Source organism: Stenotrophomonas sp. Steno-Z1, from assembly GCF_056393175.1.
Genome location: NZ_JBWJPB010000001.1, coordinates 1,099,060 through 1,120,655 on the forward strand (window position 1 = coordinate 1,099,060; position 21,596 = coordinate 1,120,655).

The 21,596-nt window shown below is 67.1% G+C and carries 19 protein-coding genes; 13 read left to right on the forward strand and 6 right to left on the reverse strand.

Annotated features, from left to right (window positions below; genetic code table 11):
• Window positions 1-830 precede the first annotated feature (830 nt).
• The 8 genes from AC06FD_RS04775 to AC06FD_RS04810 all read left to right on the forward strand — a co-directional run bounded on the left by AC06FD_RS04775 (window position 831) and on the right by AC06FD_RS04810 (window position 8,440).
• Window positions 831-1,283, forward strand: a complete 453-nt coding sequence (locus tag AC06FD_RS04775; RefSeq protein ID WP_478077111.1) for a DUF4189 domain-containing protein — start codon at window positions 831-833, stop codon at window positions 1,281-1,283.
• 165 nt (window positions 1,284-1,448) lie between these two features.
• Window positions 1,449-1,898 carry a DUF4189 domain-containing protein gene (locus tag AC06FD_RS04780; RefSeq protein WP_478077112.1) on the forward strand — a complete coding sequence of 150 codons (450 nt, stop codon included), beginning with the start codon at window positions 1,449-1,451 and terminating at the stop codon, window positions 1,896-1,898.
• 279 nt (window positions 1,899-2,177) lie between these two features.
• The gene (locus AC06FD_RS04785) at window positions 2,178-2,636 is read left to right on the forward strand and encodes a DUF4189 domain-containing protein (RefSeq protein ID WP_478077113.1); all 459 of its coding nucleotides are present in this window, start codon (window positions 2,178-2,180) and stop codon (window positions 2,634-2,636) included.
• A 477-nt stretch (window positions 2,637-3,113) separates the two neighbouring features.
• A complete protein-coding gene (locus AC06FD_RS04790; RefSeq protein WP_478077114.1) occupies window positions 3,114-3,821 on the forward strand; it encodes a hypothetical protein in 708 nt (235 codons plus the stop codon).
• Window positions 3,818-5,032, forward strand: a complete 1,215-nt coding sequence (locus AC06FD_RS04795) for a Tle-like phospholipase domain-containing protein (RefSeq protein ID WP_478077115.1) — start codon at window positions 3,818-3,820, stop codon at window positions 5,030-5,032. Before AC06FD_RS04790 ends, AC06FD_RS04795 begins: the two co-directional genes overlap by 4 nt.
• A gap of 41 nt (window positions 5,033-5,073) precedes the next feature.
• On the forward strand, window positions 5,074-5,964 hold the full coding sequence (locus AC06FD_RS04800) for a hypothetical protein (RefSeq protein WP_478077116.1): 891 nt from the start codon (window positions 5,074-5,076) through the stop codon (window positions 5,962-5,964).
• A 95-nt stretch (window positions 5,965-6,059) separates the two neighbouring features.
• Window positions 6,060-7,913, forward strand: a complete 1,854-nt coding sequence (locus AC06FD_RS04805; RefSeq protein ID WP_478077117.1) for a peptidoglycan-binding protein — start codon at window positions 6,060-6,062, stop codon at window positions 7,911-7,913.
• 173 nt (window positions 7,914-8,086) lie between these two features.
• Window positions 8,087-8,440, forward strand: a complete 354-nt coding sequence (locus tag AC06FD_RS04810) for a hypothetical protein (RefSeq protein ID WP_449334480.1) — start codon at window positions 8,087-8,089, stop codon at window positions 8,438-8,440.
• Window positions 8,441-8,447: 7 nt separating this feature from the next.
• On the opposite strand, the gene AC06FD_RS04815 is transcribed toward AC06FD_RS04810, so the two are convergent.
• Together AC06FD_RS04815 and AC06FD_RS04820 are read right to left on the reverse strand one after the other, a co-directional pair.
• Window positions 8,448-11,195 carry a UvrD-helicase domain-containing protein gene (locus AC06FD_RS04815; RefSeq protein ID WP_478077118.1) on the reverse strand — a complete coding sequence of 916 codons (2,748 nt, stop codon included), beginning with the start codon at window positions 11,193-11,195 and terminating at the stop codon, window positions 8,448-8,450.
• A gap of 90 nt (window positions 11,196-11,285) precedes the next feature.
• Window positions 11,286-12,503 carry an MFS transporter gene (locus AC06FD_RS04820; protein WP_259203003.1) on the reverse strand — a complete coding sequence of 406 codons (1,218 nt, stop codon included), beginning with the start codon at window positions 12,501-12,503 and terminating at the stop codon, window positions 11,286-11,288.
• Window positions 12,504-12,722: 219 nt separating this feature from the next.
• On the opposite strand from AC06FD_RS04820, the gene AC06FD_RS04825 reads away from it, so the two are divergent.
• Window positions 12,723-13,709, forward strand: a complete 987-nt coding sequence (locus AC06FD_RS04825) for a GAF domain-containing protein (protein WP_478077120.1) — start codon at window positions 12,723-12,725, stop codon at window positions 13,707-13,709.
• 10 nt (window positions 13,710-13,719) lie between these two features.
• On the opposite strand, the gene AC06FD_RS04830 is transcribed toward AC06FD_RS04825, so the two are convergent.
• The 4 genes from AC06FD_RS04830 to AC06FD_RS04845 form a co-directional block, all read right to left on the reverse strand.
• Complete coding sequence (locus AC06FD_RS04830; protein ID WP_394163556.1) at window positions 13,720-13,938, reverse strand: hypothetical protein; 219 nt, start codon at window positions 13,936-13,938, stop codon at window positions 13,720-13,722.
• Window positions 13,939-14,002: 64 nt separating this feature from the next.
• Complete coding sequence (locus AC06FD_RS04835) at window positions 14,003-14,242, reverse strand: DUF1653 domain-containing protein (RefSeq protein WP_394163558.1); 240 nt, start codon at window positions 14,240-14,242, stop codon at window positions 14,003-14,005.
• Between the two features lie 3 nt (window positions 14,243-14,245).
• Window positions 14,246-14,614: a response regulator gene (locus tag AC06FD_RS04840; protein ID WP_259202999.1), complete on the reverse strand. Its 369-nt coding sequence runs from the start codon at window positions 14,612-14,614 to the stop codon at window positions 14,246-14,248.
• The gene (locus tag AC06FD_RS04845) at window positions 14,607-15,764 is read right to left on the reverse strand and encodes a two-component system sensor histidine kinase NtrB (protein WP_259202998.1); all 1,158 of its coding nucleotides are present in this window, start codon (window positions 15,762-15,764) and stop codon (window positions 14,607-14,609) included. Before AC06FD_RS04845 ends, AC06FD_RS04840 begins: the two co-directional genes overlap by 8 nt.
• Before the next feature lie 150 nt (window positions 15,765-15,914).
• Here AC06FD_RS04845 and AC06FD_RS04850 point away from each other — a divergent pair, with 150 nt between their 5' ends.
• The 4 genes from AC06FD_RS04850 to AC06FD_RS04865 are packed head-to-tail and all read left to right on the forward strand — an operon-like array spanning window position 15,915 to window position 21,542.
• Window positions 15,915-19,025 carry a response regulator gene (locus tag AC06FD_RS04850; RefSeq protein ID WP_478077121.1) on the forward strand — a complete coding sequence of 1,037 codons (3,111 nt, stop codon included), beginning with the start codon at window positions 15,915-15,917 and terminating at the stop codon, window positions 19,023-19,025.
• On the forward strand, window positions 18,998-19,846 hold the full coding sequence (locus AC06FD_RS04855) for a CheR family methyltransferase (protein ID WP_259202996.1): 849 nt from the start codon (window positions 18,998-19,000) through the stop codon (window positions 19,844-19,846). Before AC06FD_RS04850 ends, AC06FD_RS04855 begins: the two co-directional genes overlap by 28 nt.
• On the forward strand, window positions 19,846-20,430 hold the full coding sequence (locus AC06FD_RS04860) for a chemotaxis protein CheB (RefSeq protein ID WP_478077122.1): 585 nt from the start codon (window positions 19,846-19,848) through the stop codon (window positions 20,428-20,430). Before AC06FD_RS04855 ends, AC06FD_RS04860 begins: the two co-directional genes overlap by 1 nt.
• Entirely contained in the window at window positions 20,427-21,542 is a 1,116-nt protein-coding gene (locus AC06FD_RS04865) for a hybrid sensor histidine kinase/response regulator (RefSeq protein WP_478077123.1), read from the forward strand. Before AC06FD_RS04860 ends, AC06FD_RS04865 begins: the two co-directional genes overlap by 4 nt.
• The last annotated feature ends 54 nt before the right edge of the window (window positions 21,543-21,596 follow it).

The following is a 21,596-nucleotide window of genomic DNA, read 5'->3' on the forward strand; positions in this document are numbered from 1 at the left end:
GCGCGATGCTGCTGTTGCTGGTAGTTGCCTTCTCCCTTACCGAAAACTCCGAATGGGCGGTTAGAGGCCGCTTGTGCGCCACTCAGTCACTGCCTGTTGTACCGATGAGCTCCAGCTTCATTCTGGGTAGCTTCCTCGCCCTACCAGATTGAATTTGTGCCCATGGATGCTTCTGGTGAGGCCGCCCGGCATTTTAACGAAGGGGCTAATGAGCATGAAGTTGATAAGTGGTCTGTCCGCGTGTTGTCTATTGGCTACTGCGGTGAGTTCCGTATCTGCACAGCAGCCAGGCTCTGTGCAATACAACACCCAGGTTCTTCCCGCCAACTGGGCGATGTGAGGTTCTCGCGCCGTATCTCGCGTCGCAGGGCTTGGCAGTGAGCACCGATCGCGTGAAAGAACGCATTAAGCGGAAGCACGGGCACCGGCGCAAAGTCCGATGTGTTCATTCGGTGGCCACTCGCGGGCCTCGCGCTCACTATCCGGTTTGCAGATAGACTCCACCTTCTCATCCGGTAGATGGGTCTTCTGCTTCTTCCAAGGCATTAGATTCGCTGCGGTGTAGAATGACAAGGCGGCCTGTTGATGTCGGTGCTGATAGCCATGTCCGCGTCAATGGCGGTGATGTCTTTCGCCGGCCGTGGGTTGAATTGGGGATAAATCGATCTTCTGAGACCGGCGTCGTTACAGAATTGTTCGTTTGTCGGGCTTCACACGGAGCGTAAGTTACGGCTGGTGGTGACGATCGCAAGGTAATAGTGAATGAATAAGCGGTGTGGTTCTCATCTCGCCGCGCCTACAGAGTGCGTCATTGCTCGGAGAATCATTGGGTGAAGGGTTTCAAGCGCGTGTCGATGCTTCTCTTGCTGATGTGCGCGACGGCCTTCGTTGCTGCGCAGCAGCCTGGTTCGGTTGAGTACAACACCGTTTTCCTCCCAAGTCACGGTGTCGGCGACACGACACGGGCAAACTCGGTCGATCGTTGGGGGGCGCTCGCGTCCGGGGATGGAAAGGTGCTTGGCTTTGTCATCGGCACCAGGGAGGAGGCAGAAGCAAAGAAGCTGGCGTTGGCCGACTGCGTTGCCAGTGGCGGGAAGAACTGCAAGGTAGTGACGACGTTCGTTAATGAATGCGTTGCGGTTGCGGCCAAGCCAGGAAAGGCGAACTGGGCCAGTGATGATGCCGGGCCCCAGGTTCTGGATTCGGTTAAGTCGCAAGTTATGAAGATGTGTGGAGATGACTGCAGGATCGTCCGTCAGGGATGTGCGGAGGCAAGGCGTTAAATCCGGCATCTTTTCTGCCCGGGCACTGAGTCCAGTCGCGGTCGGGATGCGAGGATGAAATGGGGATGCGGGAAGGAAGGGTGATGACAAGGTCCGGCCTTTGGGTGGGACCTTCGCTTGAATGTTCCGCTTGATGAGCGGACTTCTTCTATTTGAGAGAAGCTGATGAGATCCGTCCTGTTCAGTGGTGTGGCGCTTCTGTTGGTCGGTCTCATCCAGGCTACTGCTGGCGCACAGCAGCCTGGCTCAGTCGAGTACAACACCGTGTACCTCCCTGGACACGGCGTTGGGGATACGTTGCAGAACTCGCCTGTCCGCTGGGGCGCGATCGCGTTTGGGGCTGGTCGTGAGCTCGGCTTTACGTTAAACGCCCGGACGAAAAAAGCGGCGGAGGCTGGCGCGGTTCAAGAATGCAAGGCGAATGGAGGGAAGAATTGCAGAATCCTTAAGGCTTTTTTTAACGGCTGCGCTGTGATTGCTGCTACTCCGACGAAGCTTAGGTGGGTTGTCAACGATGTCGATTCAGAGTCCATGGAATCACTTCGAAACTCGGCGATGAGCGCTTGCGGCAGTGATTGCGAGATAGTGCGGGAAGGTTGCGCGGCGGGGCATTAGGTCTCGAGCCAGCTGTCGACATCCCGCAGAGTCTTTGGCTGATTTCGCGGAATCAGGCGAGGGGCGAGGTCTGCAGCCGGCAGCAGGACAATCGGCAGAAACCCTGCGCGCAAGAGCACTGAGAAGGTGCGGCTACGCTGGGTGCACGATATCCCCTACGGGTACACAGAGCCGGTTGAGCGTTCTACGGACTCAAGATGCCTCGGTGGCTCACCGCGGAGCGGTCGCAGTACACTCTCAACGGGACTGCTATCCACTCTGCACTCAAGGACGCTGCATATGAAATGGAATGTCGCACTTCTTTTCGCGGGTATCGTGCTGTTTCCCTCCGCTGACGTCTTCGCCCAGCAGCCCGGCTCGGTCCAGTACAACACGGTGACGCTGCCGTCGATGATGGCGGCCCAGCGCTCCGGGCGCCTGGCGCCTCCGTCCGACCGCTGGGGGGCCATTGCCATCGGCGAAGGCCAGGCCTACGGCTGGATGGACAAGGCCGGTAGCGAGGACGAGGCCAAGGCCGCGGCATTGACCGATTGTCGGGCCAAGGGCGGCGGTGACTGCGTCGTAGAGACGGTGTTCGCCAATGCCTGCGCGGTGCTTGCCGCCGGCAGTGCGGGCCACATCATCGCCAGCGCACCGCCGGCCGAGCGCACGCTGGACAAGACCACCAAGCGCGCCCTGCGTCGTTGCGGCCCCGACTGCAAGGTCGTCCGCGAGGGCTGCGCACTGCCCGGCGGTTGATCCCGGTCGCCGGTGAGCGAGCCCGGGCGGCCTTCGCCCGGCCCCGGCGGGGCGTTTTCGAGGGGCTTGGCCTCGCCCGTTCCCATGGGGTAAGCTGAGTCCTCAACACGAAGGCGGGGCCATGCCCCGATGCACTTTCGAATTGACCGCCCTGTAAAAGACTCAAGGATTGAGTCCGGTTGACGTCAAACGGCCCTTCGGCCGTCACTCACCTCTGGAGCCAATGATGGCTGTTACATGCGTGGTTGGGGATTTTCTCGCTATTACTGAAAGGCCGGCGCCGGATTGGCCTGGCCTCGATCTGCTCCCATCACATTTTCATATGCCCGCAACGCGGGATCATCGGCGCTGCACGGCGCCGTTTGGGGACGGTCGTACGTTCCCGTCGCCCAGCATGACGCAGCCTCATCCGTGGCATTACGCCTACGGTGGGTCACACGAGCGCGTGCTGTCATCACAAGGTCATCACGCCTCGCCATGAGTATGCCGATCATCGAGAAATCGTCACGAACGTCGCGCCTGCGGCTGCACCAGTTCGCCGTGGCATGTGCCTTGATCGTTCCCATCGCCGCCTGTTCCGGGCAAAACAACACGGTCGCTCCCATGAATGCATCGTTGCAGACTTCCCCCGACGCTCCGCCGTTGCGTACGCTCAATCCGGCCCCTCGACGCGCCTTCGAGGTGCGGGTGGTGCTGGACGGGGCGCCGGGTCCGTTCACGCGTGTCAGCGCGGTGGCCCAGTACGACGTCAGCAACGAGGCCGAGTGCGGCAAGAAGGACGAGCTGGCCGGGGTCTTCCTCAGCATCACCAGCAACGAAACCGTCAGCCTGACGCGCGTATCCGATACCGAATATGCCGGCACGGTATATGCCGACGGCATCGTCGATGAGGACTATTACGGACGAGGGGTCTGTCATTGGGAGCTGACCGAGGCGCGCGTTGTGCTGCAGGCCGGCAAGGATGAGGCCGATACGCGCTTCGTCGCCGATCTGCCGGCCGCCGCGATCCTGGGCCAGGGCAGCCGCACCAAGCATTTCTGGACGGGCTATTACCCGCGTGCGGAGATGGCGGGGTTCCGTGAGTTCGGCAACACCGACCTGAAAACCGCGCAGGGCCGACAGGCCGCGGATCAGCGCGATGCCTTCTTCAGCATCACCGTGACGGCCAAGGAGACCACCCAATGACGGTTCCCTCCCAGGAGTATGCGGGGCTGGCGGCGCATTCCTACCAGGATCTGAAGGTCGGGCAGCGCGGTCCGAACGACGAAGAGAAGGTTGTCATCGATGGCACGCAGTACCGTGTCGTCGAGCATGCCAATAATCCCAACACCGGTTACCAGGGCACGATCTACCAGAAGGTGGACTCCGGTGAAATCGTGGTGGCGCACCGCGGCACCGAGGAAGTCTGGAAAGACGGCATCGTGGCCGACGGTTCGATGGTGCTGTCGCGAACCAACCCGCAGGCCGACGATGCGATCGCACTGACCGGCCGGGCGCTGCACTATGCGCGCACCTACAGCAGCGTCAATCCGCCGGAAGTGACCGTGACCGGTCATTCGCTGGGCGGCACGCTGGCCCAGGTGAGTGCGCACCACTACGACCTGCGCGGTGAAACTTTCAATGCGTATGGCGCGGGCAGCCTGGACCGACGCATCCCCGAGGGCCCCAACGATCGCATGGTGAATCATGTGATGGCCGCCGACGTGGTGAGCGCGGCCAGTGGCCACTACGGTGAGGTCCGCACTTACGCGACCGAGAAGGAAATCTCGGTGCTGCGCCAGTCGGGTTATCACGACAACCGGTTCGTGGATTTCATCACGCCCGACCTGCCGGTCGTGGCGGCCGCGCGGTCGATGGGGTCGCACAGCACGCACAACTTCCTGCCGGTGGATGGCGACGGCAAGCCGGACAAGTCCGTGCTGCAGGACCCGGCCGCGCAGGCACGCGCCGAGGATCACAAGGACGCCATCGACAACTACCGCGGCGATGTGGAGCGGTTGCGCAGGGTGGTGACCATCGGCGCACGCGGGCCCATAGGCGCGATCGAGGATGTGGTCGACCACGTGCGCGGGCCGGTCAAGGCCGGTGAGCCGGCGCGCCAGCAGCAGGAGCGGGAGGCGCAGACCACTGGCCGACCCCTGTCCGAGCGGGCGCCCGACGCCGCGACCCCGACGCGCGAAGGAGGCGGGGCGGGGCAGGATAATGTGTCGCGGTTGCTGGATGCCGCCCGGGGCGGCAACGCCGAAGACCTGCGTGCGGCCACGGCCAGCCTGCAGAACTCCGAGGCCGGCCAGGCCTGGCAGCAGCGCGTGGACGCGCAGGTGCAGGCGGCGACCCAGCGAGACGCGGCCCAGCACGCTCCGCCACCGTCGCAGGACGCGGCCCGCTTCGCCTGAGGCGCGGGACCACCCATGCGGCACGTATCGATGGAGGATGCATGAGACAGGCAAAATTGGCGTTGTTGGCGATGGTCATTGGTATGCTTGCCGGCTGCGGCCAGCAGGATGGCGACGCGGCGACACGCACGTCAGAAACGGCTGTCGGAGCACAGCCCGCCGTGGAACAGCAAAAGGACCCAGGTATGACCGCGCTCAAACCGCCTTCTCCCGATAGCATTCTGTATGTCATCTACCAGCGCGACGGCGATGGTGCGTTCACGTACGAAGTGGATGGCGGCGTCATCGTGAGTTACTGGTATGGCTATGCTTTCGATTTGAAGGGCAAGCATTACTTCACCGGGTTCGCCACCCGTACCGAAGGCACCGAGGGGCCGGAGGCGGAGGGCGGGCTGATGGAGCCGGGCCACGTGGCGATCGCGCAGGCGACCTTCGTGCAGGGCGGCGATGCCGCCAAGCCGGTGTGGTCGCAGCTGGATACCGACGGTTACGTGGGCGAGTTCGGGGCCAACGACCAGGGCGACCCGGTCGATACAACGCGCAAGGCGCAGTCGCACGCCACCGACGACGGCCGGCTGGTGCTTGCGGTGCCGACGCGCCGGTTTGCCGACGGCGTGGCCACGGCCTCCTTTGCCCTGTTCCTGTTCGACCCGGCCAACGTGGACGACCTGTCGTTCCGCCGCTGGGGCTACCTGGGCAGCATCGCGGCCGGCAGCGACAATTCGGCCGCCTGCGACGATGGCAAGGTCATGCCGTGTGCCGTCAGCACCGGCGAGCTGACTTTCGGCGCGCCGGGCGCGTCCGGGCTGCCCGCCCTGAAGGTGGGGCTGGCCGGCAAGGCGATCTCCGGTCCCGGGACGCTGCGTGACCTTGGGCCGGTCGATGCCCTGACCTATACTTTTAACGCGAAGGCGGGGCGTTACCAGCCCTGATAAACTTTCGAGTTGACCGCTCTGTAAATGACTCATGGATCGAGTCCGGTTGACGTCCTGCGGCCCACGGCCGCACTTCATCTGAGGAGCCAATGATGGCCAGCACGAATGACAGAGGCGAGATTCTCGACGTAATCGAGCGTCAGGCAGAGCGCAGTGGTATTCCGCGGGAAGACTTCCTGCGGTTTGCGTATATCGAAACCGGCGGCAACTTCAACGCCACGGCGCACAACACCGGCAGCGGGGCGAAGGGCCTGTTCCAGTTCGTGCCCAGCACGGCGGCCGAGTTCGGCCTGACCGGGCGTGAGTTCGATCCCGCCGCCAATACCGAGGCGGCCGCGGCCCTGTACGCGCGCAACCGGACCCAGATCGTGGACCGCCAGGCCCAGACCGGGCATTCCTTCCTGTCCGGCGCCGAGCAGCCCAACGGCCTGGACATGTACCTGGCGCACCAGCAGGGCGGCGGTGGCTATGCGTCTATCCAGCGTGCGATCGCCACCGGCGAGTTTTCCCGTGACGATACCCGGGCCAATATCCTGGGCAATATCAGCTCGCGTGATTTCGAGCGCGTGACCGGCCAGCCGTTCGCGGGCGTCCGCGACATGAACGACCGCGACCTGGCCACCTCCTTCACCCAGTACTGGAATGCCAAGTACGCCGCGATCGAGATTGCCGACCGCGGCATCACCGCCTCGGCGGTGGCGCCCGCCGCGCGTGCCGCGGCAGTGGCCGCGCCGCTGGCCGATGGCGTGCTGCAACGTGGCGAGCGTGGCGAGGAGGTGCGGGCACTGCAGGAATCGCTCAACCAGATGGGCTTCCGTGACGCCCAGGGCAATGCGCTGGAAACCGGCAGCGGCATCTATGGCCAGCACACCGCCGAAGCGGTGCGCAGCTTCCAGGCCGCCAATGCCCTGGATCCCAGTGGCAAGGCCGATGCGGCTACCCGCGAGGCACTGGCGGCGCAGCAGGCGCGGCCGGAGAACGAGCGCAACCGGCCGGCCGAACCGGAGCGGGCGGCGGGTATCGCCTGGCCGGCGCCGGGCAATGAGCGCATCAACGAGGCCGACAAGCCGCGCGAAGGCCGGGGCGAGTTCGGCACGGCGCGCAGTGGCGGGCGCACCCATGGTGGCATCGACATCCAGGGGGACGTCGGCGATCCGATTGCCGCCTTCGCCGGTGGCAAGGTCACGGTGACGCCCAACAACGGCGCGGCCGGCAATACCGTGCGGATCCAGCACGACGATGGTTCGATGACCAAGTACTTCCACCTGGACCAGATCTCGGTGCGCAATGGCGACCGCGTCGAGGCGGGGCAGCAGATCGCCACGATGGGGCGCAGCGGCAACACGCCGGCCAAGGGCGACACCCACCTGCATTTCGAGCTGTGGCGCGACGGTCGCAAGGTCGACCCGCTGCCCGAACTGCGCGGCAGCGAGCGGGGCGCGGCCCACGAAGGCGGCGCGCGACCGGCGGCCAGCGCGACGCAGATCCTGCGTGTCGGCGCCCAGGGGGCCGGGGTGACGGCGCTGCAGGAGCAGCTCAACGCCTTGGGCTACAAGGATGCCGCAGGCAATGCCCTGGCCAATGATGGGCATTTCGGCCCGGCCACGCGCGATGCCCTGCTGGGCCTGCAGCGGGCGCAGGGGATCAAGGCCGACGGTATCGCCGGGCCGCAGACCTGGGGCAAACTATCCGAACTGTCGCGCGAGGCGGGCAAGGCCGGGGAGGCCCCGTCGGCGCCCGAGAAGGCACGGGAGGAGGGCGGTTCGTCCAGCTTTGTCGAGCGGATGTTCGCGGCCGTACGCAATCCTGAAAGTGGCTCGGTGCAGAAAGTCATCGATGAGTTCGCCTCGACGATGAAGAACCCGCAGTGGGACAAGCCGGCGCCGCCGATGGAACAGGCGCCCCCGACCGAGCCGTCCAAGGGCTTCTCGGACCCGCAGCGCTGAGCCAGTCATCGCCCCTGCCGGGCGCGGGTTCGGCAGGGGTGCGGTACTTCGGTGGGGGCCGAAACGGCGTGTGTGTGTAGACAGTGGTAACGCAATTGGCTTTATCATCCAACCAGGCGTTCAGCCGTAATTAGAGACCAGTGCGCAATGGCGCGCTGTAGAGAGGGAACTTCATGAAGATTATCTTCAAGATCGGTCTGGTCGTCTTGGTGCTGCTGAGCTTCAGGCTCGATGCGCAGCAGGGCTATTACGGGAAACTGACCTATCGTTACAACGATCCTTTCCTGTTCTGCACCAAGGGGCAGGACAGGAAGATGAACCCGGCGCCGTGCTGGATTCCGATGCCGCCCTATACCGGCGCCTTCATGTTGATGCCGTACTGCCGGCCGCCGAATCCGTATGGCAAGGATTGGAGTCAGGATGACACCAAGTCCTACCAGGAGTACCTGACGACCTGTCCTCAGGCGATCTCCTCCGGGCGCTGGAAGGGTCCGGGTCAAGCCGAGACGTCCCCCTTCCAGCACTGAGGGGGATTCAAGCCCGTGCCGTGGTGCGTGTAGGCATCAGCCCGGGCACTTTCCCTGGCTTGTACTCGCAGCGCGGGTAACTCGAGCAGGACTCGAACGCCCCGTACCTGCCCGTGCGGGGCACGATCACACCGACCCCGCAGGCGGGGCAGGGCGTGTCGCTGACAGCGTGCCCGTCCAGCGACGTCACCGTGACCGCACCGGCCCGGACCAGTTCGGCCAGGAACGGCGAGCGCCGTCCGCGTACGCTGAACATGGCCACCGAGCGCCGCGCGCGGGTAAGGGCTACATAGAACAGTCGACGCTCTTCGCCGAGGGGATAGGCATCGCTATGCGGCATCGCCAGTGACAGCACCGGGTCATCGGCACGCGTACTGGGGAAGCTGCGGTCGAGCAGGCCGGGCAGGATGACGTAGTCGGCCTCGGCGCCCTTGGCGCGGTGTGCGGTGAGGAAGGTCACCTCCATGCAGTGGCCATGCCGCGCCTTCCAGTCGGTGGGCACGTAGGCACGGTCGGCGTTGTAGCGGCCCAGCACGAACACCCGCAGCCTGCCGTCGCGCCCCGGTGCCGCTGCGCCGCTATCCAACTGCTGCTGCAACTGCGTCAGATACTGCGCCACCGCATCGCGCAGCTGGTCGCGCGAGCCCACCTGGAAGGCGCGCAGTGCCGCGCCCTGTTGCGGCGCGCGCGATTGCACGCGCTTGCGGATCTGCGCGGGGTTGCGCGACACGAACGCGCTGGAAACATCGCACAGCGCCTGCGGGCAGCGGAAGGTCTGCTCCAGCTTCAGTACCTGGCCGTGGCCGAAGTAGTCGGCAAAGCCGGTCATCACCGAGACATCGGCACCGGCGAAGCGGTTGATCGACTGCCAGTCATCGCCCACCGCGAACAGGTACCGACCCGGGGCCTGGACCAGGGCCCGGCACAGGCGCGCCCGCGCCCGGGAGGCATCCTGGAATTCATCGGCCATGACCAGCGTGTAGGGCGGCACGTAGCGCCCCTGCTCGACGTGCTCGGCGGCCTGGTTGAGCATGTCCTCGAAATCGATCGCATGCTCGGCTGCCAGCGCGTCGTCCCAAGCCTGCAGGATCGGCGCCGCCAGCTGCAGGAACAACCGATAGCGGTGCTTGAACCGATCCTCGGGCAGGGCCTGCAGGCGCGCGGCCATGTCCTCGGTAGAGAGCGCATTGCTCTTGGCGTGGCTGATGAAGGTGCGCACCAGGGCGATCAGTTCGGCATCGGGCATCGGCCGCGCACCGCCTTCGGGCAGTTCGCGGTCCGGGTTGGGGTCCAGCACGATGCCGTGCGCCGAGAGCGCCTCGCCCAGGATGTCGAACAGGGCGCCGCTGCGCAGCTGCCGGGCGCAGGTGTGGAGCAGGCCGGCGGCGTGCCGTGGCGGCTGGCCGGCTCCGGACGCGGGCTCCTCCTCGCCGCTGGCGAGGTGCACGTGCTGCAGACCGGTGCCCGGGTAGCGGAACATCGCGGGCGGCTGGCTATAGGTGTCGGTGGACGGGTCCAGATGTCCCGGGCGCTCGTAGGCGTACGCCACGCCGGTGTAGAACAGCCAGTCGGCGATCACGCAGGTGTCGATGTCGGGGACCCGCTCGCCGTTGAGCGTGTGCAGGTAGTGCCTGCCGTCGGCTTCCCAGCCATCGGCCGGGGCGGGCTCACCCGCGGTCGGCAGATCACGCCCGAACACCAGCCGGAACATGTCCCACTGGGTGCGGAAGGCATGCGATCGGTCCTTGAGGACGTCGATCAGCTCGGCCAGCCTGTGGAAGCCCAGGCTGGCATCGACTGCCCAGTCCGGCACGTCCGGCAGGCACCCCGTGGCCTTGCCGATGATCTGCCGGCCCAGCGCGTGGAAGGTTCTGGCCTGCACCTGCACGCCCTGCATGCCGAGGCGCTGCAGCGCTGCGTCGGTGCGCTGTTGCAGTTCGGCGGCCGCCTCGCGGTTGAACGCGAGCAGGACGATGTGGTCGGGCGCGACCAGGCCGCGGTCGATCGCATAGGCAGCCTTGGCCACCATCGTGGACGTCTTGCCGGAGCCGGCCGCGGCCACGACCTGCACGCGGTTGTCGAAGCAGAGCACCGCGTGCCGTTGTTCGTCGGTGAGCGGTTGCCGCTCGACGCGGTCGAGCAGGTCGCGGCTGTGCAGCAGTTCGCGCTGCAGGTGGGCGGCGTTGCGTGCGTCCCACAGGGCCGTCCAGTCCTGCGCATGGCGGAGCAGCTCGGTTTCGATCCGCGAGGCCTTCCCCGGCAGCTGGGCACGCAGGTCCGGGTCGTCGAACACCGCCCACAGCGCATCCTCGTCCAGTGGCAGCGTCGGGCGCTGCTGCAACAGTGCGCGTTGCTGCTCGGAGGTGAACCAGTGCCCGTCGGCGTCGGCCTGGTCGAGCGCGGCGTCGGCCTGCGCCAGCCAGGCGCGTATCGCCAGGAGCGCGGCCTCGGCATCGAGCAGGCGTTGATCCTGCGCCCGGGCCTGCTCGAGCTCCCCCAGCGCCTGGCGAAGGCTGCGGGCCTGCCGGTTGGGCAGCCCGTCCAGGCGCACTGCATCGGGTTGGCCGGGAAACAGCACCAGGCCGGTCCACACCAGGCCGCGCCGCACCTGCAGCGACGGCGGGGCGGTGATCGGCACGGGTAGCACGCGATCGTCGATGTGCAGCTCGATCTGCGCCCCCACCCGTCGCAGTTGCCAGTACGGCGTACGCGTGAAGCGGCGGCCCCAGTGCGAAGGGGTCCAGTGGTGCGTCATCGGGAGTTTCCAGGCGGCGGTCGACGCTGCTGGGCAGCGCGATGGTGGGTCAGCCGGCCATGATAGGAAAAACCCGACGCGTTGGCTGCCTCAGGATTCGCAGGCGGCCGGTCGAGTCCGCGCCTGCCGGCCCACCAGCACCGCCACGCCCCACAGCAGCAGGCCGCCCAGCGCGGTGGCCGCACCGACGTAACCGGTGGTGGCCGGGCTGAAGCCGGCGCCGATCGCCATGCCACCCAGCCACGGCCCCAGCGCGTTGGCGGTGTTGAAGGCAGCGTGGTTGGATGCCGCCGCCAGGGTCTGCGCTTCGCCGGCCACGTCCATCAGACGGGTCTGCAACACGGCCGCCAGCGCGCCCATGGTGCCGACGGCGATGATCATCGGGAACAGGCTCCACACCGACTGCGCCGCCAGCGGGTAGGCCAGCAGCACCACGATGGACCATACCAGCACCACGGCGGCGGCACGGAAGTGGAAGCGATCCACCAGCCAGCCGCCGGCGACGTTGCCTATGATCGCGCCGATGCCGAAGATGCCCACGGCCAGTGGCATCCAGGATTCAGCCAGGCCGGTCACCTGGACCAGGGTCGGGGCCAGGTAGGTGAACACGCAGAACATGCCGGCGAAGCCGACCGAGCCGATCGCCAGCGCCAGCCACACCTGGGGGCGGTTGAAGGCACGCAGTTCGCGCATCGGCGAGGTGCGCACCTCGTCCGGATCCGGCAACAGGTAGCGGGCGATCATCGCCACGGTGGCGATGGCCAGCACGCTGACCAGGGCGAACGCGGTACGCCAGCTGAGCTGCTGGCCCAGCCACGTGGTGAGGGGGTTGCCGACCAGGATCGCCACCGACAGGCCGAGCAGGACCTTGGACATGGCCGCGCCACGCTGCGCCGGCGGGCTGATCGCCGCGGCCACCAGCATCGCCACGCCAAAGTAGGCACCGTGCGGCAGGCCGGCGACGAAGCGTGCCAGCAGCATGGTGCTGTAGTTGGGGGCCAGCGCACTGGCCAGGTTGCCCACCGCGTAGAAGCCCATCAGCGCCAGCAGCAGGCTGCGGCGCGCGTAACCGGCGCCGGCGAAGGCCAGCACCGGTGCGCCGACGACCACGCCGATCGCATAGGCGCTGATCAGGTGGCCAACCTGGGTTTCGCTGATCGACAGGCCGCGGCTGATTTCCAGCATCAGCCCCATGCTGGCGAACTCGCTCGTGCCGATGGCAAAACCGCCCAGCGACAGGGCCAGCAGGATGAAGGTGCGCTCGCGCGAAGACAGGCGCGAAGCCAAGGGGGCGTGGGAGGGGCTCATGCGACGGCGTTGGATCAGGGAACGGGGCATTGTACTGTTGCGGCGCAGCAAAACGGCGTATCCAGGGACTGACGGCGTAGGACGCTGTGGTGCGCCGCGCCCGCGTGGGCGCGCGATCACGTGCTGTCTCGCGCATTGGTGCGACAGTGGTCGCCATCCGGCGCGACACGACAGGTACGCGCGTCGCCGCGCCACGCCGTCACGCCACCCAGGACCACGATGTACACAGGCACTGATTTTCCCAGCGTCATCGGCGTCGACCTGCCGGGCCTGCGTGACGGGCCCGCAACGGGGCGGGTGATCGTGAGCGCATTGCTGGACGCCGTTCCGACCGGGGCGTGGATGCGGGTGTTGGACCGGCTGGCCTGGCCCTCGCTACGCCTTGACCATGGGGTGGAGCACTTGCGCCTGGTCGGGCAGGGCATTCACTTCGTGGGAGACATCCGCAACGGCCGCGAGTTGTCGGCAGCGGTGCGCGCGCTGTTCGACCGGGTCACGGCCGAGGTCCTGGCGTCGCGCATCGCGGCACTGGAGAACCCGGACGATGAGGCATGGGCCAGCCGACCGGAGGCTGCGCTGCACGCATCGCGCGACCCGCGGCTGGCCGATGTCGCCGCGTTGCTGGCATTGCCGGCGGTCCCGGCATTGCTGGGCATGGCCAGCCGGATGACCGGAATGCGGTTGGTGGAGGTGGCGCGGGTGACTGCCGAGCGCTGGACGGCCTGTGCGGTGCACGACCTGCTCGGGTTCGGGCTGGCGCCGGGCCAGGACCTGGTGCTGGAAACCACCCTCTGCGACGAAATCCGCCAGCACCAGCAGTCCGTGCAGTTCGACCAGGCCAGCCTGCATCCGGTGTTCTCCGGCCACCCGACACCGGCCCCGTACGGGTTCGAAAGCTACCTGTCGGTGCCGATGTTCCGCCGTGATGGCAGCCTGTTTGGCACGATGTGCGCGCTTGACCCGCAGCCGTCGCAGCTGGATGCGGTCAGCGTGCGCTGTTTCGAGGTGCTGGCCGCCTGGGTGGGGGCGCAGCTGGAACTGGACGAACGCCAGGCTCCCGGCGAAGACCGGTCGCCGCAGACCCTCCGTGCCGCCCTCGATGCGGTGGCCGAACAGGCCGCGCGCATCGCCGCCGAGGCGGCACCGTCATCGGCGCTGCAGCAGACCGCGCAGCGGATTCGTGCATTGAGCATCCTGCCCGGTTGAGCCGCCCGCTTCAGGGATAGCGGCGAGCCATCAGCACCGGTGGCGGGGCAGGCGTGTCGGGCAACGCCGGGCGCGGCCCGTGCGCAAGCAGTTCGTTGGTCTTTTTCTGCTCGGCGAGGAGGTCGCGCAGCAGGTCCTTGATGCCAAAGATCACGAACGGGACAACCAGCCACACCAGGCCGATCACGGCTGCCAGCACGGCCCACACCACACTCACCATCGTCATCACGTTGCGTCCTGCAGTCGATGCGGGCACTCGCCCGCGGTGCCCGGCAGGGTAGCGATGATCGAGGTCAGTGGCTACCGTCAACCCGCGCAAATCGCGGGCGCATCACACCGTCCACGTTCACCTGCTCACAGAACATGGCGTAGGGGCGCACCCACACACCGACGTCACTGTCCAGGGGGCGATAGAGCACCAGCGGCTCGAGGGTCTCGCTGTGGCGGACCACCCCGAGCACTTCATAGTTGCCGCCCTTGAAATGCCGGTAGTGACCGGTGGCGATGACCGGAAGCGGGGACAGCCCATGCATGGGTCAGAGCGCCGGGGCCGGGGCCTGCAGCAGCGCCACCAGCTGGCGCAGCCGATACGGCTTGGGCAGGAACTCCACGTGCGCCGGCAGCGGCGGCAGCTGCGAGCGCGCGTAGCCGGACGCCAGGATCATCCGTGCCTGCGGCAGGGCTTCGGCGACGTGGGCGCTGAGTTCCACCCCGCTCATCCCGTTGGGCATGCTGATATCGCTGAACACCACGTCGAAGCCACCCGGTTCGCGCAGCAGCTGCACCGCGGTCGGGCCGTCATCGGCGGTATGGATCTCGATACCGAAATCCTGCAGCGCCTGGCCAATGAGTTCACGCAGATCCTGCTGGTCTTCGACCATCAATACGCGGAGGGGCTCAGGCATGTTCGACTTCCTCTATGGCGGGTAACAACAAACGGACAGTGGTGCCGCGCCCCGGCGCGGTCTGTACATCGACAAAGCCATCGCACTGCGAGACGAAGCCGAACACCTGGCTCAGGCCCAGACCGCTGCCCTTGCCGATTTCCTTGGTGGTGAAAAAGGGCTCGCTGGCACGCTCGGCAACGTCCGGCGGCATGCCGGCGCCTTCGTCGGTCACCGTGATGGCGACATAGCGACGGAGGGTAGGCTGGGCCGCGTCCGGGGCGAGGCGCTGTTCGAGACAGGCGGTGATGGTCACCGTGCCGCCTTGCGGCATCGCCTCGCAGCTGTTGAGCACCAGGTTGAGCACGGCGCTGTGCAACTGTACGCCATCGGTGGCGATCGGCGGTAGCTCCGGCGGCAGTTCCACCCGCATCCGCACAGTCTGCGGGCAGACCCGCTGCAGCGAGGGCAGCGCTTCGTCCAGCAGCTGCGGCACGCTGACCGGCTCGCGTACCAGGGTCTGGTCGGCGGAGAAGGCCAACAGCTGCCGGGTGAGCAACGAGCCGCGGTCGGCGGCGGCCTGCGCCAGCTCGATCAGGTCCAGCGTACGCGCATCGGCGCCCGGGCGCAGGGCGATCAGGTCCAGGGCATTGCCCACGGTGGTAAGCAGGTTGTTGAATTCATGCGCCAGGCCCCGGGTCAGCCGGCCCACGCCCTCGAAACGCTGCAGGTGCTGGCGCGCACGCTGGGCGTCCTGCAGCAGGCATTGGGCCTGGTAGCGTTCGGTGATGTCCTGGGTGACCTTGACGAAACCCAGCAGCGCGCCGTGTTCGCGAACCGCCTCGATCACCACGCTGGCCCGGAAGCGCTCGCCGTTGCGGCGCACGCGCCAGCCTTCGCCGACCAGCCGGCCCTGGTCGCGCGCGCGGTCCAAGGTCTGCTGCGGCAGGCCCTGGCGCTGTTCTTCGGGGCTGTAGAAGATCGAGACGTGCTGGCCGATGACTTCCTCGGCCGTGTAGCCGTTGACCCGCTCGCCGCCGCGGTTCCAGCTGCAGATGCGGCCGTCCGGGTCGAGCAGGTAGATCGCATGGTCGGAGACATGGTCCATCAACAGCTTCAACTGCCGGCTTTCATCGACAAGCGGCGCCACGCTGGATACGACCTCGGCCACGACGGTAATGCACTCCCCTATAAGGGGCCGAACCGTAGGGGCGATGGTGTGAAGAACGTGTAAAGAGGGGCGAAAGGGGCTGACCAATGGCGGATAACACTGCTTTTTGGGTTCAGGTACCATCGGCCCCCTTTTGAGCTGGAATTCCGCATGAATGCTGCGCCGACCGCTCGCGACCGCTGGATATGGGCCGTCTCTGCCGCCCTGATGGCGCTCACGCTGTGCCTGGAGATGGTGGTCCCGCTGGGCTATGCGGTGTGGCTGACCTATTTCATGGCGGTCGGGGTCACCCTGTTCCAGCGACGCCTGGCGGTGCCGATGCTGGTGGCGCTGGCCTCGTGCGTGCTGCTGATGGTGGGCTACAACGTGGCCCCGTCCAGCACCAATTCGGCGTTCTCGTTCGTCAACCGCAGCATCGGCGGGGTGTCCTTCATCCTGATGGCGCTGACGGTGATGAAGGCGATCCAGTCGCGCCGCGTGGCGGCCGACGCGCTGTGGCTGCAGGAGGGCGAAAACGCGGTCACGGTGAGCCTGCGTGGCGACCCGGAGCCGCGGGTGCTGGCCGACGCGGCGATGCGTGCGTTGTGTGCCCAGCTCGGGGCCGAAGTGGGTGCGCTGTACCGCCTGCAGGGCGATCGCCTGGTGCTGGTGGGCGGGGCCGCGCTGCCGGCCCAGCTGTCCGAGACCTTGCCTGCCGCCGCCGGGCAGTGGGGTGAGGTACTGCGCGCAGGCGTGCCGCGCCGGCTGGAGGATGACCAGTCGCCGCTGGACATCGATACGCCGCTGGGCCGCAGCGTGGTGCGCCAGCGCCTGCTGGGCCCGATCACGGCCGATGGGGTGGTGATGGGCGTGGTCGAACTCGGGCGTGCCGGGGTGTCGCCGGCGCGCGCGCTGGAGCTGGACCTGCTGCTGCAGTGCGCCGAACCGATCGGCGTGGCGATGCGTGCGGCGCTGATGCGTGCCCAACTGGTGGAGTTGCTGGAGGAAACCCAGCGCCAGAGCGAGGAGCTGCAGACCCAGCAGGAAGAGCTGCGCGTGGCCAACGAGGAACTGGAGGAACAGAGCCGCAGCCTGCTGCACTCCCAGGCCAACCTGGAACAGCAGCAGGCCGAGCTGGAACAGATCAATGTCCAGCTTGAAGAGCGCACCCATGAACTGGAAGCGCGGCAGCAGGCGCTGCTGCTGGCGCAGGCGCAACTGGTGCAGAACAGCAACGAGCTGGAAGCCAGTTCGCGCTACAAGTCCGAATTCCTGGCCAACATGTCGCACGAGCTGCGCACCCCGCTCAACAGCGCGCTGATCCTGGCCAAGCTGCTGGCCGACAACAAGGACGGGACCCTTACCGCCGAGCAGGTCAAGTACGCCCAGGCCATCCATTCGTCCAACAACGACCTGCTGGCCCTGATCAACGACATCCTGGACCTGTCGCGGATCGAGGCCGGCCACGTCGAACTGGTGGAAGAGGACCTTGCCGTGGCGAGCGTGCTGCAGCGCCTGAAGGACACCTTCGAGCCGATGGCCGCGCAGAAGGGCCTGCAGCTGGAGATCGGTCGCGAGGCCGACGCGCCCGCGCACCTGGTCGCCGACAGCCAGCGCCTGCAGCAGATCCTGAAGAACCTGTTGGCCAATGCGGTCAAGTTCACCGAGCACGGCAGCGTGTCGCTCAAGGTGCGCAGCGCCGGGGCAGGGCGGGTGCAGTTCGTGGTCAGCGATACCGGCATCGGCATCGCCGAGGAACAGACCGCGGTGATCTTCGAGGCCTTCCGCCAGGCCGACGGCAGTACGCGCCGGCGGTACGGCGGCACGGGCCTGGGCCTGTCGATCTCGCGCGACCTGGCCCTGCGCATGGGCGGCGGCATCAGCGTGTCCAGCGAGCCGGGGCGCGGCAGCTGCTTCATCCTCGAGCTGCCGCTGCTGGCCCATGGCGGCGCCGCACCGCCGCCCAGCCCCGCGCCGGACGTGCGCCCGGCCCCCTTGGCGCCGGCGGTGCCGTTCAACGGCGGCCGCGCGCACGGCCAGGCACCGGTTGCGGCGGTCGCGGCGCCTGCCCTGCAGCGGGTGGCCGACGACCGCGGCCAGCGCAGCCGCGCCGGGCGGATGATCCTGGTGGTGGAGGACGACGTTTCGTTTGCCGAGGCATTGGTGGCGATGGCGCACGAGCTGGACTTCGACTGCGTGGTCGCCGGGACTGCCGAGGAGGCGCTGGGCCTGGCCGTCGAACTGCGCCCGAACGGCATCCTGCTCGACATCGGCCTGCCCGACGTGTCCGGGCTGAGCGTGCTGGAACGGCTCAAGCGCGATCCGGCCACGCGGCATATCCCGGTGCACGTGGTGTCCGGGCTGGAGCGCTCGCAGGTGGCGATGGAACTGGGCGCGATCGGCTACGTGATCAAGCCGGCCACCCGTGAGCGCCTGGTCGGGGCCATCCAGCAACTGGAGGCCACCAGCCAGCGCGACGTGCGCCGCCTGTTGATCGTCGAGGACGACAGCGAGCTGCGCACGAACCTGCAGTTGCTGCTGGGCCGCGACCAGCTCGAAATCACCGGCGTGGGCACCATCGCCGAGGCGATGGACGCGCTGGCCGGGTCCACCTTCGACTGCATGGTCACCGACCTGACCCTGCCCGACGGCACCGGTTATGACCTGCTCGAACGCATGGCCGGCAACGACGCCGTGGCGTTCCCGCCGGTGATCGTCTACACCGGGCGCGCGCTGACCCGCGACGAAGAACAGCGCCTGCGCCGCTATTCCAAGAGCATCATCATCAAGGGCGCGCGCTCGCCCGAGCGCCTGCTCGACGAGGTGACCCTGTTCCTGCACAGCGTGGAGGCGTCCCTGCCCAGCGACCAGCAGCGCCTGCTGCGCGAAGCGCGCCGCCGCGATGCGGTGCTGGATGGGCGCACGGTGCTGCTGGCCGAGGACGACGTGCGCAACATCTTCGCCCTGTCCAGCGTGCTCGAGCCGCTGGGGGTCACCCTGGAGATCGCACGCAACGGCCGCGAGGCGCTGGACAAGCTGCGCCCGGAGATCGACCTGGTGCTGATGGACATCATGATGCCGGAGATGGACGGGCTGACCGCCATGCGCGAGATCCGCGCCGACAACCGCTGGCGCGACCTGCCGATCATCGCGTTGACGGCCAAGGCCATGCCCGACGACCGCGAACACTGCCTGCAGGCCGGTGCCAACGACTACATCGCCAAGCCCATCGACGTGGACAAGCTGGTCTCGCTGTGCCGTGTGTGGTGCTCGCGTCGATGAACGACACCGAGCTATACGACCTGGAACTGCGCCTGCTGCTGGAGGCGGTGTACCAGCGTTACCACTACGATTTCCGTGATTACGCGATGGCCTCGCTGCGGCGGCGCATGCGCCACGCCATGGCGCGCTTCGACTGCGCCACCATGGGCGAGCTGCAGCACCGGCTGCTGCACGAGCCGGACACCTTCGCCCAGGCCATGCAGTATTTCACCGTGCAGGTCTCGGAGATGTTCCGTGACCCGGGCTATTTCAAGGTGCTGCGCGAGCACGCCATGCCGGTGCTGCGCACCTATCCGTCGATCAAGCTGTGGATCGCCGGGTGCAGTACCGGTGAGGAGGTGTGGTCGCTGGCGATCGTGCTGCAGGAGGAGGGCTTGCTGGACCGCGCCATCATCTATGCCACCGACATCAACCCGGAGGCATTGCAGGCGGCCGAATCCGGCGCGTTCGCGCTGGACCGCATGGCGCAGTTCAGCCGCAACTACATCGCCGCTGGCGGCACCGGCTCGTTGTCGGACTACTACAGCAGCGGCTACGGCAGCGTGGTGTTCGATCGCCGCCTGAAACGCAATATCGTCTTCGCCGACCACAGCCTGGCCACCGATACGGTGTTCTCCGAGGTCCACCTGGTGTCCTGCCGCAACGTGCTGATCTACTTCCAGCGCGCCCTGCAGGACCGCGCCATCGGCCTGTTCCACGAGGCCCTGGTGCACCGGGGGTTCCTCGGCCTGGGCAGCAAGGAATCGCTGCAGTTCGGCGACCATGCGAGCGCCTTCGAAGCCTGCGCACGCGAACAGCGCCTCTACCGGAAGGTCGCCTGATGGATACCGCGCCGGATCGCCGTCGATTCGAGCTGATCGTGATCGGCGCATCGGCCGGTGGGGTCAGTGCCCTGCAGGCGCTGCTGGCAGCCGTGCCGCCCGGGCTGGCCATGCCGATCCTGGTGGTGCTGCACCTGCCGCGCGACCGTCCCAGCCGCATCGCCGACCTGCTCGACCTGCGCTGCCCACTGCCGGTGCGCGAAGCCGAGGACAAGCAGCCGCTGCAGGATGGCACGGTCACCTTCGCGCCACCGGATTACCACCTGCTGGTCGAGGACCGGCATACCCTCGCATTGTCCATCGACCCCCCGGTGCTGTATTCGCGCCCGGCGATCGACCCGCTGTTTGAAAGCGCAGCCGAGGTGTTCGGCGCCGGCGTGCTGGCGATCCTGCTCACCGGCGCCAGCAGCGATGGCAGCGAAGGGGTCGCCGCGGTCCGGCAGGCCGGCGGGCAGGCCTGGATCCAGTCGCCCGACGATGCCTATTCCTCCTTGATGCCTGCCTCCGCCCTGGCTTACGCCGGTGCCGATGCGGTGCTTCCGCTTTCCTCCCTGTGCGTGCACATGAAAGGCCTTGAACGATGAACCTGATCGACCCCGCCGGGGCGACCGCCGACGAGTGCGTGAACCTGCTGATCGTCGATGACGTGCCGCAGAACCTGGTGGCGATGGAGGCGCTGCTGCGCCGTGACGGGTTGAACATCCTGTGCGCCGCGTCCGGCGCCGAGGCCCTTGAGCTGCTGCTGCAACACGAAGTGGCGTTGGCGCTGCTGGACGTGCACATGCCCGAGATCGACGGCTTCTCGCTGGCCGAGCTGATGCGCGGCTCGCAGCGCAGCCGCGACGTGCCGATCATCTTCCTGACCGCCTCGCCGAACGACCCGGTGCGCGCGTTCAAGGGCTATGAGAGCGGCGCGGTGGATTTCCTGCACAAGCCGATCGAGCCGCAGGTGATTACCAGCAAGGTCAACGTCTTCATCGAGCTGTACCAGCAGAAGCAATTGTTGAAGACGCGCAACCAGGCCCTGGAGCGCGCGCTCAACCTCAACGAAACCATGATGGCGGTGCTCACCCACGACCTGCGCACGCCGCTGGCCTCGATCCTGCTGTGCGCCGACAAACTTGCCCTGGACCTGCCGGCCGACCCGGCCGTGCAGCGCACCCTCGGCCATCTTGAAAGCAGCGCCCAGCGCATGGCGCGGATGGTGGAACAGTTGCTGGACTTCTCCAAGATCCGCACCGGCGGACTGCGCCTGCATCACGACGACTGCGACGTAGGCGAGGTCGCCGCCACGGTGGTGGCCGAGATCGCACGGGCGCATCCGCAGGCGCGGATCGAGCTGCAGATGGACGGCGACACCTGCCTGCAGGGCGACCCGGACCGGTTGGCCCAGCTGCTGTCCAACCTGGTCGGCAATGCGGTACTGCACGGGGGCGATGCGCCGGTGCATGTGCAGTTGCGCGGTGTCGCCAATGGGCCCTTGCATCTGGCCGTACGCAACGCCGGCAGGATCCCCGATGAACTCCTGCCACGGCTGTTCGAGCCGTTCAAGGCCAGTTTCCACGACAGCCGTGGACTGGGCCTTGGGTTGTTCATCGCCAGCGAGTTCGCCCGTGCCCACGGCGGCGCGCTGGTGGCGCGCAACCTCGACGGCGAGGTGGTGCTGGAAACCGCGCTGCAGCGTCGGGTGCGCTGAGCGCCGATGCCCGGCCGGCCGACGCGGGGCCGGGCCCGGGGGCGTTGACGGCTG